Source organism: Streptomyces sp. NPDC028907 (genome assembly GCF_055564995.1).
Map to the genome: position 1 here is coordinate 173,819 of NZ_JBVHVE010000008.1, position 15,382 is coordinate 189,200.

Consider the following 15,382-nt stretch of genomic DNA (forward strand, 5'->3'; position numbering starts at 1 on the left):
GGAGAGAACAACCGTAGTGATCGACCGACCAACGGAGTCCCCGTGTCGCTGCCACCCCTGGTCGAGCCGGCCCCCGAGCTCACCGTAGACGAGGTTCGCAGGTACTCCCGCCACCTGATCATCCCCGATGTGGGGATGGACGGGCAGAAGCGGCTGAAGAACGCCAAGGTGCTCTGTGTGGGCGCCGGCGGCCTGGGCTCGCCGGCGCTGATGTACCTGGCCGCGGCGGGCGTCGGCACGCTCGGCATCGTGGAGTTCGACGAGGTCGACGAGTCGAACCTCCAGCGTCAGATCATCCACAGCCAGGCCGACATCGGCCGCTCCAAGGCCGAGTCCGCGCGCGACTCCGTCCTCGGCATCAACCCGTACGTGAACGTGATCCTTCACGAGGAGCGGCTCGAGGCCGACAACGTGATGGACATCTTCAGCCAGTACGACCTGATCGTCGACGGCACGGACAACTTCGCGACCCGCTACCTGGTCAACGACGCCTGTGTGCTGCTGAACAAGCCGTACGTGTGGGGCTCGATCTACCGCTTCGACGGCCAGGCCTCCGTCTTCTGGTCCGAGCACGGCCCCTGCTACCGCTGCCTCTACCCGGAGCCCCCGCCGCCGGGCATGGTCCCCTCCTGCGCCGAGGGCGGCGTCCTGGGTGTGCTGTGCGCGTCCATCGGCTCCATCCAGGTCACCGAGGCCATCAAGGTCCTCACCGGCACCGGTGAGCCACTGGTCGGCCGCCTGATGATCTACGACGCCCTGGAGATGCAGTACCGCCAGGTCAAGGTTCGCAAGGACCCGAACTGCGCGGTCTGCGGCGAGAACCCGACCGTCACCGAGCTCATCGACTACGAGGCCTTCTGCGGCGTCGTCTCCGAGGAGGCCCAGGAGGCGGCCGCCGGTTCGACGATCACTCCCAAGCAGCTCAAGGAGTGGATCGACGACGGCGAGAACATCGAGATCATCGACGTCCGCGAGATCAACGAGTACGAGATCGTCTCGATCCCCGGCGCCCGGCTGATCCCGAAGAACGAGTTCCTCATGGGCACCGCCCTTCAAGGCCTTCCGCAGGACAAGAAGATCGTCCTGCACTGCAAGACGGGTGTCCGCAGTGCGGAAGTCCTCGCGGTCCTGAAGTCGGCGGGCTTCGCCGACGCCGTGCACGTCGGCGGCGGCGTGATCGGCTGGGTCAACCAGATCGAGCCCGACAAGCCGGTCTACTGACCCGAGGGGTCCCTGGCTTTCACGGCGGGGGCTTCGAGCACCCGTGGTGCTCGAAGCCCCCGCCGTCGTCATGAGCAGACCTTGCCGTCCTCGGGCACCGTCCCCTCCAGCAGATACGCGTTCACCGCGGAGTCGACGCAGTCGCTCCCCTTCCCGTACGCGCCGTGGCCCTCGCCCTTCCAGGTGAGCACCACACCGACGCCCTTGCCCAGTTCGTCCGCCATCCTCCGGGTGCCCTCGTAGGGCGTCGCCGGGTCGCCGGTGGTGCCGACCAGCAGGATCGGTGGCGCGCCCGGCGCGCTCACTTCCGGGGTGTCGTACTGCCCGGCCGCCGGCCAGTCGTGACACCAGCCCCCGACGTCCCAGCCCAGCATGGGGCCGAACACGGGCGAGATCTTCTCGAACCTCGGCAGCAGCTTCTTCGTCTCCTCGACCGTCGGCCGCTGCTTGTCGTCCAGGCACGATATGACCCGTTGTGAGTGGTATCCCGTGCCGTAACGGCCCGACGGGTCGCGCTCGTTGTACTCGTCGGCGAGCGCCAGGAGTTCCGAGCCGTCGCCCTGCTCGGCCGCCTCCAGGGCGCTGGTCAGGGTCGGCCACCGCGACTCGCTGTACAGCGGCTGGATGAGGGCGGTGAGCGCGAGTGTCTCCGTGAGCCTGCGCTCGGACGACGTCGGCAGCGGGCTCGCGTCGATCCGCTTCAGCAGGTTCATGATCTTCCGTGTGCCCGCCTCGGGGTCTTGGCCGGTGGAGCGGAGGTAGTTGTTCAGCGCGCGCTGGAAGCCCCTGGCCTGGTTCTCGGCGTGCCCCGCGGAGTCGGCGCTCGGGTCGGAGACCGCGTCCAGGATCAGGCGCCCGACGTTCTTCGGGAACAAGTGGGCGTACACCCCGCCGAGTTCGGTGCCGTAGGAGATGCCGAAGTAGTGCGTCTTCTTGTCGCCGAGAACCTGGCGCAACAGATCCATGTCGCGGGCGGTGTCGGTGGTCGACACATGGGCCATCAGAGGGCCCGCGGACTTCTCGCAGCCCTTGCCGAAGGCGGCGGCATCCCGGAAGTACGCAGTCTCCTCGGCCGGAGAGTCCGGTGTGATGTCCACGGACTCGGAGGCCTGGATCTCCTTGTCACCGCGGCAGCGCACGCCCTCACTGGCGCCCACCCCGCGCGGGTCCCAGCTCACCAGGTCGTACCGCTTGCCCAGCTCGGACGCGGTGGAGGCGTACCACGACAGGGTGGACACCCCTGAGCTGCCGGGGCCACCGAAGTTGAACAGCAGCGAGCCGATGCGGTCGTCGCCGGTGGCCTTGGTGCGGATCAACGCGAGGTCGATCGTCCCGCCCTTCGGTTCGGACCAGTCCAGCGGTGCCTTGAGCGTCGCGCACTGCCACTCGTCGCCCGGCGCGGGGGAGTCATCGGTGGCTTCGCAGCGTCCCCAGTCGAGTTTCTGCGAGGTCAGGGACGACGGCAGCGGGGTCGTCGAGCCGGCGGAGGAGGCCGACGCCCCCGTGCCGCTCGTCTCCCCCTCGGCATCCGCGCTGTCCGACGAGCCGCCGCTGCAACCCGTCGCCAACAGGGCGGCGGCCGCCGTCAGGGCCGTCCACCGTACGAAACGCGCCATCTCACTTCCCCCCTCGCAGGCCGTCCGCACCGTGCCGCGGATGGCGGTCTGGCCATAGTAGGCGGATCACGGAAAGACCGTCGGAGCCTGTGGATAACTCTCTGACCTGCGATTTTAATGGTGCCCGGCCGGTCTCAGGAGCAGACGGTGCCGGTCGCCGGCACCTTCCCGTCCAGCAGGTATCCGTTCACCGCGTCCTGCACGCACTTGTTCTTGCTGTTGTAGGCCCCGTGCCCCTGACCCTTGTACGTCAGTTGCACACCCACCCCCGCGCCCAGCGCTTCCACCATCCGCTGAGCGCCCTCGTACGGCGTGGCCGGGTCGCCCGTGTTCCCCACCACGAGGATCGGTGCCGCACCCGGCGCGCTGACGTCGGGATGGTCGGCGGCACCCGGCACGGCCCAGTCGGTGCAGCTGAGCAGGGACCAGGCGAAGGCATCGCCGAACAGGGGCGAGGCGGCCCGGAACTCGGGCAGTTTGCGCTCGACGTATTCCGGGGTGTACCGCGGCTTGTCGTCGGCGCAGTTGATCGAGATGTTGGCGGCGGTGATGTTGCTGTACTCACCGTTCTCGCTGCGTCCGTTCAGCGAGTCGGACAGCAGCATCAGGATCCTGCCGTCACCGTCGTACGCCTGCTCGAGACCCTCCGTGAGGTACTGCCAGAGATCCTTCGAGTACAGCGCCTGCGCGATGCCGTTGGTCGCCGCGCTCTGTGTCAGATCGCGCGGGAAGACACCCTGGATCGGCTTGCGGTCGAGGTCCTTCAGCAGCTTGGCGATGCGGTCCTTGACGTCCTGGGCGGTGTCGCCGATGGGGCAGTCCTCGGTCTTGGAGGTGCAGTCCTCGGCGAAGTTGTCGAGGGCGAGCTGAAAGCCCTTGACCTGCCCGAATGTGCCCTGCTCGGAGTTCTGCGTCGGGTCGACCACCGCGTCGAAGACGGCGCGGCCCACGTTCTGCGGGAACAGGTGGGCGTAGACGCCGCCGAGTTCGGTGCCGTAGGAGATGCCGAAGTAGTGCAGCTTGTCGTCGCCGAGTACCTGTCGCATCAGGTCCATGTCGCGGGCCGCGTCGGTGGTGCGCACATGCGGGAGCATCCTTTCGGAGTTGTCCTCGCACGCCTCGTTGAACTCCTTGGTGTTGTCCAGCAGTTCGGTCCGCTCGGTGGCGTCGTCCGGCGAGGTGTCCTGCTGGAAGTAGGCGTCGAGCTGCTGGTCGTTCTCGCACAGCACGGGTGCACTGCGACCGACCCCGCGCGGATCGAAACTCACCAGGTCGTAGCGGGTGCGCAGCTTCTCGTAGGCGTCGCCGAAAGAGGGCAGTGCGGTGACGCCCGAGGCGCCCGGCCCGCCGAAGTTGAAGATCAGCGAGCCGATCCGCCGGTCCTCGGTGCCGCTGGTCCGCACCCGGATCAGCTCGATGTCGATCGTGTCGCCCTCGGGATCGTTCCAGTCGCGGGGCGTCTTCATCGTGGCGCACTGCCATGACCCGCCGTCCGGCAGGGGCGACGGGCTGCCCGCGCCGCCTTGCGCCTGGGAGGGGGCCGGACAGTCCTTCCAACGCAGTTCCTGGGCGGTCAGATCCTCGTCCCCGGAGTCGTCGTCGCTGCATCCCGCCAGCAAGGAGGACAGCAGCAGGGCTGCGGCGGTCAGGGCAGCGGCACGCGTCCGGGGCGGGTTCGGCATGGTCCCATCCTGGGGTCGTACGGGGTGGGGCGCTCGGGGCGCGAGCCGTACGAGGTACGTACGAGGTACGACGGCGCCTTGACCTGTTCCGACCTTTACGACGTACGACGTCGGCGGAGTCGAGTCATACGACAAGCCCCGCTGTCCCGCATAGCCGCCTCGCGATACGCCTGCTCGCGATACGCCTGCTCGCGATGCGCCGCCTCGCGCTACAGCGCGCCCTTGCGGGTCAGGTGGTTGAAGGCGAGCCATCCCGGCAGCACGGGCAGCCACAGTGTCAGGAGCCGGAACAGCAGCACGGCGGGCGCGGCGACCTCGCTGGGCAGACCCACGGCGATCAGACCGACGGTCAGGGTCGCCTCCACGGCGCCCACGCCGCCCGGGGTCGGTGCCGCGGAGCCGAGCGCGTTGCCCGCCAGGAAGACGACGGCGACGCTGGCGATGCTGAGCGAGGTGCCCTCGCTGCCGAACGCCCGGATCGAGGCGTCCAGGCACATCACGAAGCAGGCGGTCAGCAGCAGCATGCCGCCGATGCCGGTGACCAGCTTCTGCGGTCGCTGAAGCACGTCGAGCATGCGCGGGACGACACCCGCGAAAAGCGACCTCACGCGCGTGACGACGAATTTCCGCAGGAACGGCACCGAGGTCACCACGAGCACCAGCACCGCCACCGTCAGCAGACCCGCGATGACCGTCCGGGACGGCGACAGCGACGGCGTCTTCTCGGTACCGGTCAGATAGCCGAAGGACAGCAGCATCAGGATGTGGCAGCCGAGCCCGAACAGCTGCGACGCGCCGACGCTCGCCACCGCGAGCCCCGGCCGCACTCCCGCGCGTTGGAGGAAGCGGGTGTTCAGGGCGACGCCGCCGACCGCGGCCGGCGCGACGATCTTCACGAACGATCCGGCGACCTGGGCCGCCACCGTCCGCCGGAAGGGCACCCGCTCGGGCACGAAGCCCAGCAACGCCATCGCCGCCGCGAAGTAGCTGGCCGCCGAGAACAGCACGGCCGCGGCCACCCAGCCCCACTGCGCGTTGGAGATGAGCGGGCCGAACTCGATGTGCGTGAGCTGCGTCAGCAGGAAGTACGCGCCGATGGCTCCGGCGATGAAGCTGATCAGCGTGCGCGGCCGCACCCGCTCAAGACGGGCTGGTTCGACCGGCGCCTGCGGCCTGATCCGCAGCACCTCGTGGCGGATCTGGGTGAGCAGATCCTCCTCGCGCGCCTCGTCCAGAGCCTCGTCGATGGCCCGTTTCTCGGCCCGCGCCTGCGCCCGCACGGTCTTCTTGTCCGGCTTGTCGAGGGTCGGCGCGGCCTCGCTCGGGGCCTCCTCGCTGCGGGCGTGTTTCGCGTGCTTGGACGCCTCCAGTACGGCGTCGCGCTCGCGTTGGGCCCTCTCTCTGGCGAGTCTTCGCAGCGTCGCGCGCGTGGAGCGGCTCAGGGCGATGGGCTGGAGCATCGGCAGACAGTCGGCCACCGTGTCGGGGCCGAGCACACTCACCGCCGAGGCCACCGCGCGCTCGGCGCCCACGCGCAGGCCGAGGGTCACCAGCAGCTGGGAGATGTCCATGCGCAGCAGCAGGCTGTTCGCCGCGATCTCGCCGATACGCAGGTCGGTGATAATCACCTTGCCGGAACGATCCACCAGAATCGCGTCACCCACCAGCCTGCGGTGCGCGATGCGCCGGGACTGCAGCGCCTTGACCTGGAGCCAGGTGTCGCGCAGCAGTTCGTCGGTGATCTCCTTGTCCGCCAGCGAGTCCAGGGTGTGCCCGCCGGTGTGCTCGTAGACCAGCATCACGGCGTCCGGGCCGAGCTCGGAGGTGGCGATCAGCTTGGGCGCGTTGGCACCGGCCGCGATGGCCGCGTAGGCGAGCAGTGCCTCCTGCTCCAGGGCCTGACGGAGCGACTGGAGGCTGCTTCGGGTGGCGAAGCCGCGCAGTGTCAGATTGCGCCACGCGCGATAGAAGAAGCCCTGAGCCTGCTGCTCCCGGTCGACCACCGTCACGTCCAGCGGCGGACCGTCCTCCAGGGTGACGAAGTAGCGCCGGCCGCGGTCGCCGGTCTCCTGTGTGTCGGAGCTCTCCTCGCGGGCAGCGCTCACCGGGCGGAAGCCGACGTGCCTGAGGCCCGCCATCAGGGTCCGTCCGGTGGGCCGGACATTGGGCGAGCCGACCGCGTACAGCGTGCCGTAGGCGACGGTCCAGCCGATCAGCAGCGTCAGGAGGATCGAGAACGGCGTGGTGTAGCCGGTGACCAGCATGGAGAAGGCGTAGAGGATCAAGACCGCCCAGAGCACCGCACGCCAGCGGGGTCTGCGGGACATGCCCACGGCGGTCATGTACGCGATCACCGGCGCGAGGTACCCGTGCACCGGGTCGGTGAGGGAGCCGATGTCGCCGGGCGAGGGCTGGGTGAGGGCGTCTCGGATGGACTCGGGGGCGGCCCGCGCGACCCACAGGTCCGTGGCTAGCGTCACTCCGTGTGCCAGGACGGCCGCGAGGACACCGTCGGCGATCCGCAGTCCGTCCCGCTTGATGAGCCGCTCGATCGCGAAGGCGACGGGCACCAAAAGGATGGCGATGCTGGAGACGAGCCCGGCCATCTTGCTGAACACGTCGGGCGCCTGGCCGGTGCCCTTGTTGATGTCCTGTTCGAGGCCCGAGGTGGTGCCGTGCGCGAACGCGGCGATCGCGAGCAGCAGCACGATGCCGAGCACGCCCACGAGGAGCCGCATGAGGTCGGAGGGACGGTGCACGCGCGCGGGGAGCAGCGGTTCGTCGCCCTCGACCTCGTCGACGTGCGTCTCGTCCAGTTCGTACGCGGCCTCGTCCTTCTCGCCGGTGTCGCTGTCGCTGCCCCTGTCGCCGCCGTCGCCGGTGTCCTTCTCGTCGGCGTTCGCGGTGCCAGGGCGCGACGAAGCGTCAGAGGTGCCTTCCGCGTCCTCCGGGTGCGCACCCTGCTGCTTCATCGTCTCTTCTTGATCTCGTATCACCAGTCACCGCCCGCACGATGGTGGCATGCTGCACCGACACACGGGGGCATCAGGGTGCAAATGCGGGGGCGCACAGTCTGCCCGAAGCGTCGCCACAGGACGAGGCACACGCACGGTGGCGAGCGCGTCACATTGTCGGTGGGGTGGGGCAGGATGGGCCGGATGAGTGAGGAGAGTCTTCCGGACCATGATCGTCCGGACCGCGACGACGTCCGCCCGGGCCGCGACGACATCCGCCAGGACCACGACGTCCGCCCGGAGCACGCGGACGCGCTGCCGGAGTACGCCGAGCGGGTCCTCGAGGTCGCCGAGCTGGTGCCGCCGGGCCGCGTCATGACGTACGGGGACGTCGCGGAATGGCTGGAGGAGGGCGGGCCCCGCCAGGTCGGCCGGGTGATGGCCCTCTACGGGGGCGCCGTTCCGTGGTGGCGGGTGGTCCGCGCGGACGGGGTCCTGCTGCCCGGGCACGAGCTGCGGGCGCTGGAGCACTACCGCGCGGAGGGCACGCCGCTGAAGGAGGCGAGCAGGGCCGCCGAGGGCCACCTGCCGCGCCTCGACATGAGGCGGGCGCGCTGGGACGGCGGCGAGCGTGCACAGGGTCACACCTGACAGCTTCCGCCATCGCAGGACCCGCTGTGTGACCCGTGATTCGTATGGGGGAAAGAGGGCACGTCCGTGGCATGACGTACGTTCGTGAGGTGAGGGACGTACGTGTCGCAAGTGAACCGAGGGATGAATCGGAAGCCCTGCTTCCGCACCACCCGTCGGCGTAGCGTCGGCTGCGCGTGTCCCCCTCACCCCGCGGCCACCGCCCTCCACGCGCGAGGGGCGTCCCACCAGCACACCCACCAGGACCGGCGAACCACGTGAGCTCCTCTTCCTCCACCAGGCGCCTGTCGCACCCCCAGGTGCGACAGGGGACCCGTGGCGCTTACCGGCTGGTGCGTACTCCTGTCGTGAGCACGGCTCCCCCTCGTCTGGACGCGGCACAGCGCTCCGTGGTTGACCACAGGACCGGACCACTGCTCGTTCTCGCAGGCCCGGGCACCGGCAAGACCACCACGCTCGTCGAGTCGGTGGCGGCCCGCATCGCCCGTGGCTCGGACCCCGAGCGTGTCCTGGTGCTGACGTTCAGCCGCAAGGCCGCCGTGGAGCTGCGCGACCGCATGGCGTTGCGCATGGGAGCGGCCCGCGCGCCCCGGGCGACCACGTTCCACTCGTTCTGCTACGCCCTGGTCCGCGCTCACCAGGACAGCGACCTGTTCGTGGAGCCGATGCGACTGCTGTCCGGCCCCGAGCAGGACGTGACCGTACGGGAGCTACTCGCGGGCCAGCCGGACCTGGAGCGGCTCGGACTCGCCCATGTGCGCTGGCCGGACGAGCTGCGCGCCTGTCTGACCACGCGAGGCTTCGCCGACGAGGTCCGTGCGGTCCTCGCCCGCAGCCGCGAACTCGGTCTCGGCCCCGACGCGCTGGACGCCTTCGCCCGCCGTATCGGCCGACCCGACTGGCGTGCCGCGGCCTCCTTCCTCGCCGAGTACCTCGACGTGCTCGACATGCAGGGCGTCCTCGACTACGCCGAACTCGTCCACCGCGCGGTGCTCCTCGCCCGCCGCCCCGAGGCCGCCCGGCGGCTCGCCGCGCGGTACGACGCCGTGTACGTCGACGAGTACCAGGACACCGATCCGGCCCAGGTACGGCTGCTGCAGGCCCTCGCCGGCGGCGGGCGCACCCTCGTCGCCTTCGGCGACCCCGACCAGTCGATCTACGCGTTCCGGGGCGCCGACGTGAACGGCATCCTGGAGTTCCCGCACGCCTTCCCGCGGACGGACGGCCGCCCCGCGCCCGTCGAGGTCCTGCGCACCTCCCGCCGCTCCGGCGCTGCCCTGCTGGCCGCGACACGGCTGCTGACCCAGCGCATGCCGCTCACCCGGCTCCCGGCGGAGAAGGTACGCGCCCACCGGGAGCTCGCCCCGGTCCGTGAGGGCGGCCGCGTCGAGGTCTTCACCTACCCGACAGCCGGCACCGAACTGGACAACATCGCCGACATCCTGCGCAGGGCACACCTGGAGGACGGCGTGCCCTGGGGCGAGATGGCCGTCCTGGTGCGCGCCGGGTCGCGCACGATCCCGACGGTGCGCAGGGCGCTCACCGCCGCAGGGGTGCCCCTGGAGATCGACGGCGACGATCTGCCGCTGCGGCACGAGCCGGCGGTGGCGCCGCTGCTGACGGCATTGCGGGCGGTCGCCACGGCGGAGGCGTTGGTACGCCCCGAGGCCGAGGCCGAGGCTTCGACCGAGGAGCCGGAGCCGTCCTGGCTCGACACCGAGACCGCCCTCACGCTGCTCGCCTCCCCCCTCGCCGGCATGGACGCCGCCGACCTGCGCCGTCTCGGGCGGGCCCTGCGCGAGGAGGAGCGGGCCGCGGGCAACCCCTTGCCGCCGCCCTCGGACGCGTTGCTCGCACGGGCCCTGGCCGAGCCGGAGCGGCTGGCGGTGCACGACCCCACGTACGCGCGTGGCGCCCAGCGCCTCGGCGCACTGCTCCGCAAGGCCCGTGAGCGCCTCGCGGGCGGCGGTACGGCCGAGGAGGCGCTGTGGGACCTGTGGGAGGGCACACCCTGGCCCACCCGCCTGGAGCGGGCCACCCGTCGCGGCGGCGCCGCCGGCCGCAATGCCGACCGCGACCTCGACGCCGTGTGCGCCCTGTTCGCGACAGCGACCCGCGCGGAGGAGCGCACGGGCGGTCGGGGCGCTCTGAACTTCCTGGCGGAGATCGAGGCCGAGGACATCGCCGCCGACACCCTGGCGCGGCGCGCCGTACGCCCCGACGCCGTGCGCCTGATGACCGCGCACCGCTCCAAAGGGCTGGAGTGGCGCCTGGTCGTCGTCGCGGGCGTCCAGGAGGGCCTGTGGCCTGACCTGCGCCGCCGCGGCTCCCTCCTGGAGGCCGACCGCATCGGCCGCGACGGACTCGCCGAACCGCTCACCCCGGGAGCCCTGCTGGCGGAGGAGCGCCGCCTGTTCTACGTCGCCGCCACGCGCGCGCGTGAACGCCTCGTCGTCACGGCCGTGAAGGCCCCGGCTGACGACGGTGACCAGCCCTCCCGCTTTCTGACCGAGCTCGGCGTCGAACCGAGGGACGTCACGGGCCGCCCGCGCCGCCCCCTGGCTGTCGCCGCGCTCGTCGCCGAGCTGCGGGCGACGACGGTCGACCCGCGCGCGTCGGACCCCCTCAGGGAGGCCGCCGCCCGCCGGCTGGCCCGGCTCGCCGCGCTCGCCGACGAGGACGGTCGCCCGCTGGTGCCCTCCGCGCACCCGTATCGCTGGTGGGGCATGTTCGAGCCGACCGAGTCCAAGGTGCCGCTGCGCGACCGCGACCAGCCCGTGGTGCTCTCCGGAAGCGCCCTCGACCAACTCGCCAACACCTGCTCCCTGCAATGGTTCCTGGGCCGCGAGGTGAAGGCCGACGCGCCCGCGACCGTCGCCCAGGGCTTCGGCAACGTGGTGCACGTCCTCGCCGACGAGGTCGCCTCCGGGCACACCCCGGCCGACCTCGCCGTCCTCATGGAGCGCCTCGACTCCGTGTGGAACGCCCTGGCCTTCGACGCGCCGTGGAAGTCGGCGCAGGAGAAGGACAACGCGCGCGTGGCGCTCGAACGCTTCCTGAAGTGGCACGTGATGGACCGCGCGGGTCGCACCCCGGTGGCCAGCGAACACGACTTCGACGTCACCCTGGAGGCGGGCGACTTCGAGGTGCGCATCCGCGGCCAGATGGACCGCGTCGAGGCCGACAGCGAAGGACGTGCCTACGTCGTCGACTTCAAGACCGGCAAGCAGGCACCCAGCGCGGCCGAGGTGGCCCGCCACCCGCAGCTCGCCGTCTATCAGCTCGCCGTCCACGAGGGCGCCGTCGACGAGGCCTTCGACGGCGTACGTCCCGAACCGGGCGGCGCCGAACTGGTGCAGCTGCGTCAGGGTGCCGCCAAGCGGGACGGCGGCGAGACACTGCCCAAGGTGCAGGCGCAGGAGCCCCTGGACGGCGCCGAGGGGGAGTGGGTCGGCGACCTGCTGGCCACGGCCGCGGGCAAGGTCCTCGACGAACGGTTCACACCCTCTGCGGGCCAGCACTGCACCCACTGCGCGTTCCGGGCGTCCTGCAGCGCACGGCCCGAGGGGCGGCACGTGGTCGAGTGACGCCTCGTCAGTGACCGGAGTGACCCATCGCACCTCCCGTGCTGACCTGCGATTCTCCCGCCCTAGAGGGGTGATCCGGCACCCACTGTCAGTGGCCGCGGCTAGCCTCTTTCGATGTGCCCGCCCGTATCACCGATCCCGATCAGCTCAAGGAGCTCCTCGGCATCCCGTTCACTCCGGAGCAGACGGCCTGCATCACCGCGCCGCCCGCCCCGCAGGTGATCGTGGCCGGAGCCGGATCGGGCAAGACGACGGTGATGGCGGCGCGCGTGGTGTGGCTGGTCGGCACCGGCCAGGTCGCCCCCGAACAGGTCCTCGGCCTGACCTTCACCAACAAGGCCGCCGGTGAACTCGCCGAACGCGTTCGCAAGGCGCTCGTCAAGGCCGGCGTCACCGACCCCGATGTCATCGACCCGGACAACCCGCCGGGCGAGCCGGCGATCTCGACGTACCACGCCTTCGCGGGCCGTCTGCTGACCGACCACGGCCTGCGCATCGGCCTCGAACCGACCTCCCGCCTCCTCGCCGACGCCACCCGCTACCAGCTCGCCGCGCGCGTGCTGCGCGAGGCCCCAGGCCCGTACCCGGCCCTCACCCGCTCCTTCGCCGACCTGGTCAGCGACCTCCTCGCCCTGGACTCCGAACTCGCCGAGCACCTCGTGCGGCCCGAGGCCCTGCGCGCGTACGACGCCGAACTGCTGCTCGGCCTCCAGAGCGCCAAGCTCACCAACGCCGACCTGCGCAAGGTCCCCGAGGCGGCCGCCGCGCGCCGGGAACTCGCCGACCTCGTGGTCCGCTACCGCGCCGCCAAGAGAGAGCGCGACCTTCTCGACTTCGGCGACCAGATCGCCCTGTCGGCACAACTCGCCGGGGTCCCCGAAGTGGGCCGCGTCCTGCGCGACGAGTTCAGAGTGGTCCTCCTGGACGAGTACCAGGACACGTCCGTCGCCCAACGCGTCCTCCTGGCAGGCCTGTTCGGCGACGGCACCGGCCACCCGGTGACCGCCGTCGGCGACCCCTGCCAGGCGATCTACGGCTGGCGCGGCGCCTCCGTCGCCAACCTGGACGACTTCCCCGAGCACTTCGCCCACGCCGACGGCCACCCCGCCACCCGCCAGGCACTCAGCGAGAACCGCCGCAGCGGCGGCCGCCTCCTCGACCTCGCCAACGGCCTCGCGGAGCCCCTGCGCGCCCTGCACGCGGGCGTGGAGGCCCTCCGCCCGGCCCCAGGAGCCGAGCGCGACGGCACGGTCCGCTGCGCGCTGCTGCCCACCCACGCCGAGGAGATCGACTGGATCGCCGACTCCGTCGCACACCTCGTCCGCACCGGCAGGGAACCCGGCGAGATCGCCGTCCTGTGCCGTACCGCGACGGACTTCGCCGAGATCCAGGGCGCGCTCGTCGCCCGGGACGTCCCCGTCGAGGTGGTCGGACTGTCAGGGCTGCTCCACCTGCCCGAGGTCGCCGACCTGGTCGCCGTCTGCGAGGTACTCCAGGACCCCGGCGCCAACGCCTCCCTGGTCCGCCTGCTCACCGGCCCGCGCTGGCGGATCGGCCCGCGCGACCTCGCCCTCCTGGGACGCCGCGCCCGGATGCTGGTGTCCCACGCGCGCGTGGACGGTGACGACGACCGGGACCGTCGGCTCGCCGAGGCGGTCGAGGGGGTCGACCCCGCCGAGGTGATCTCCCTCGCGGACGCCCTCGACACGTTCCTGGAGACGCCGCTGGACGGCGACGGTGACGACGACAGGCTGCCGTTCTCGCCGGACGCGCGCGTGCGGTTCGCGCGCCTGGCCACCGAACTGCGCGACCTGCGCCGCTCCCTGTCCGACCCGCTGATGGACGTCCTGCACCGCGTCCTGGCCGTCACCGGCCTGGAAGTGGAGCTGTCGGCGTCCCCGCACGCGCTGGCGGCCCGCCGCCGCGAGACCCTCTCCAACTTCCTCGACATCGCCGCCTCGTTCGCGGCCGGCGACCACGAGGCGACCCTGCTGGCCTTCCTCGGCTTCCTGCGCACCGCCGCCCAGTACGAGAAGGGCCTGGACAACGCCCTGCCCGGCGGCGAGAACACCGTCAAGGTGCTCACCGCACACAAGTCCAAGGGCCTGGAGTGGGACGTCGTCGCCGTCCCCGGCCTGGTCACCGGCACCTTCCCCAGCACCCAGGGCCGCGAGAAGTGGACCGCGCAGGGCAAGGTGCTGCCGCACGAACTGCGCGGTGACACCGACACGCTCCCCGACGTCACCTCCTGGGACTCCCGCGGCCTGAAGGCCTTCCACGAAGCCATGAAGGAGCACCAGCACACCGAGGAACTCCGCCTCGGCTACGTCACCTTCACCCGCCCCCGCTCCCTGCTCCTCGGCTCCGGCCACTGGTGGGGCCCGAGCCAGAAGAAGCCCCGCGGCCCCTCCGACTTCCTCCAAGCGCTGTACGACCACTGCGCTGCCGGTCACGGCGAGATCGAGGCGTGGGCCGACGAGCCGGCCGAGGGCGAGGAGAACCCGGCCCTGCACCGGGAGACCGCCGACCAGGTGTGGCCGCTGCCCCTCGACGACGCCGCCCTGACCCGACGCCGTGCTGCCGCCGAGACCGTCCTGGCCCACCTGGAGAACCTCGGCTCCCACGGGGACGGCCACCCCGCCGCGACGCACGACCCGGACACCTACGAGGACCCGGAATGGCCTCCGCCGCCGGACGACGATGCGTTCGACGGCGAGCTTCCCGATGCGATCCCCGATGAATTCTCGGGGGACGGCGATCCCTTCGAGGGGGACTCCCCGTCCGAAGAGGACTCCGGCGACTGGGACTCCTGGACCACGGACCGTCCCACTGCCGCGCGCGTCCCGACCGTCCCGCACCAGGCCACGTCCCCGGAGCCCTCCGCGGGGCCCACTGCTCGCCCTCACCCCGGCGAACCTGCGCCCCTCACCCCGGAGGAAGCCCGCACCATAGCCAGCTGGGACCGCGACCTCGACGCCCTCACCGGGGAGCTTCTGCGCGCCCGCGCGAGCGTCACGGACGTGCCCCTGCCCGCTTCGCTGACCGCGTCGCAACTGCTGCGGCTGGCCGCAGACCCGGACGGGTTCGCGCAAGAACTCGCGCGCCCCATGCCGCGCCCTCCACAACCCGCCGCACGTCGAGGCACCCGATTCCACGCCTGGGTCGAGGCCCGCTTCGAAGAGCTGACGCTGCCGATGCTGGAGCCGGAGGAGCTGCCCGGCAGCGAGGCCGAGATCGCCGACGAGCGAGACCTCGAGGCCCTCAAGGACGCCTTCGAGCGCACGGCGTACGCGCACCGCACGCCGTACCGGGTCGAGGCCCCGTTCCAGCTCGTGATCGCCGGCCGTGTCGTACGGGGCCGGATCGACGCCGTGTACAAGGACGTCGACGCCGAGGGGACGACGACGTACGAGATCGTCGACTGGAAGACCAACCGGAGCCGCACCGCCGATCCGCTCCAGCTCGCCCTGTACCGGCTCGCCTGGGCCGAACAGCAGGGCGTTCCCCTGGGGTCGGTCAACGCGGTGTTCCTGTACGTCCGCACAGGCGAGGTCGTACGCCCGGACGACCTGCCGGGCCGGGCCGCACTGGAGCGGCTGCTGACCGGGCAGCCGGTCGCGGAGGCGGGGTGTGAGGAACCGCCCACCGAGGATGTCGGTGCGGGCCGATAG

At 71.3% G+C, this 15,382-nt stretch carries 7 protein-coding genes; 4 read left to right on the forward strand and 3 right to left on the reverse strand.

The annotated features are described in order from the left end of the window. Positions 1-42: 42 nt before the first annotated feature. A complete protein-coding gene (moeZ, locus tag ACZ4UU_RS25250) occupies positions 43-1,221 on the forward strand; it encodes an adenylyltransferase/sulfurtransferase MoeZ (protein ID WP_471905643.1) in 1,179 nt (392 codons plus the stop codon). 68 nt (positions 1,222-1,289) lie between these two features. On the opposite strand, the gene ACZ4UU_RS25255 is transcribed toward moeZ, so the two are convergent. The 3 genes from ACZ4UU_RS25255 to ACZ4UU_RS25265 form a co-directional block, all read right to left on the reverse strand. Beyond that, positions 1,290-2,837, reverse strand: coding sequence for an alpha/beta hydrolase (locus ACZ4UU_RS25255; RefSeq protein ID WP_471905644.1), 1,548 nt, complete (start codon positions 2,835-2,837; stop codon positions 1,290-1,292). Positions 2,838-2,971: 134 nt separating this feature from the next. Next, positions 2,972-4,519, reverse strand: coding sequence for an alpha/beta hydrolase (locus ACZ4UU_RS25260; RefSeq protein ID WP_471905645.1), 1,548 nt, complete (start codon positions 4,517-4,519; stop codon positions 2,972-2,974). A 209-nt stretch (positions 4,520-4,728) separates the two neighbouring features. Continuing rightward, complete coding sequence (locus tag ACZ4UU_RS25265) at positions 4,729-7,491, reverse strand: lysylphosphatidylglycerol synthase transmembrane domain-containing protein (RefSeq protein ID WP_471905646.1); 2,763 nt, start codon at positions 7,489-7,491, stop codon at positions 4,729-4,731. 186 nt (positions 7,492-7,677) lie between these two features. On the opposite strand from ACZ4UU_RS25265, the gene ACZ4UU_RS25270 reads away from it, so the two are divergent. From ACZ4UU_RS25270 to ACZ4UU_RS25280, 3 genes are all read left to right on the forward strand, one after another. Further along, the gene (locus ACZ4UU_RS25270; RefSeq protein ID WP_471905647.1) at positions 7,678-8,124 is read left to right on the forward strand and encodes an MGMT family protein; all 447 of its coding nucleotides are present in this window, start codon (positions 7,678-7,680) and stop codon (positions 8,122-8,124) included. A gap of 257 nt (positions 8,125-8,381) precedes the next feature. Continuing rightward, on the forward strand, positions 8,382-11,711 hold the full coding sequence (locus ACZ4UU_RS25275; RefSeq protein WP_471905648.1) for an ATP-dependent helicase: 3,330 nt from the start codon (positions 8,382-8,384) through the stop codon (positions 11,709-11,711). Between the two features lie 116 nt (positions 11,712-11,827). Continuing rightward, on the forward strand, positions 11,828-15,382 hold the full coding sequence (locus tag ACZ4UU_RS25280) for a UvrD-helicase domain-containing protein (protein ID WP_471905649.1): 3,555 nt from the start codon (positions 11,828-11,830) through the stop codon (positions 15,380-15,382).

Excerpts from the sequence above, each read along its gene's own strand:
- ACZ4UU_RS25260 (WP_471905645.1), bottom strand. The coding sequence starts at position 4,519 with ATGCCGAACCCGCCCCGGACGCGTGCCGCTGCCCTGACCGCCGCAGCC.
- ACZ4UU_RS25265 (WP_471905646.1), bottom strand. The coding sequence starts at position 7,491 with ATGAAGCAGCAGGGTGCGCACCCGGAGGACGCGGAAGGCACCTCTGAC.
- ACZ4UU_RS25270 (WP_471905647.1), top strand. The coding sequence starts at position 7,678 with ATGAGTGAGGAGAGTCTTCCGGACCATGATCGTCCGGACCGCGACGAC.
- ACZ4UU_RS25255 (WP_471905644.1), bottom strand. The coding sequence starts at position 2,837 with ATGGCGCGTTTCGTACGGTGGACGGCCCTGACGGCGGCCGCCGCCCTG.